Annotated in this window: 1 protein-coding gene; it reads left to right on the top strand. The window is 28.4% G+C overall.

Annotated elements, in window-relative coordinates:
• Nucleotides 1-153: 153 nt before the first annotated feature.
• A partial coding sequence (locus OL66_RS03550) for a hypothetical protein (RefSeq protein WP_034172503.1) occupies nucleotides 154-387 on the top strand: 234 nt, incomplete at its 3' end.

Below are 387 nucleotides of genomic sequence, written 5' to 3'. Positions count from 1 at the left end.
CATTTATTTAAATATTTAAACTTTAATACATTAAAAAAATAACAAAAAAATCAATAATTACATTATTTTTAACGTTTTTTACTCAAAAAAAAAAGAGTAAAATAAAGGTAAGGGAGATTTTTTTGTGCCCTATTAAACCCAAAGGAGACACAAATGTATCAAAATAAAAAACAACCTAATTATACTTTATGGACTATTTTATTACTTATTTTTATTTCTACTGGAGTTGTTTGTGTAGTTGTTGCAGTAGCATTTAAAAACAGAAAAGAGCCCCAAGAAGAACAAATACCAACCCCAACCTCTTACAAACCTAACTATACCCCCAATAAAGGAACTTACACAGAAAATAAAGAAGAAGCTACCAACTCCCCCAACAAAGCACCCATC

Origin of the sequence: Chrysanthemum yellows phytoplasma (assembly GCF_000803325.1) — a bacterium.
In the GTDB taxonomy this organism is placed as follows: Bacteria; Bacillota_I; Bacilli_A; order Acholeplasmatales; family Acholeplasmataceae; genus Phytoplasma; species Phytoplasma asteris.
This window is presented reverse-complemented; position numbering and strand designations above follow the sequence as displayed.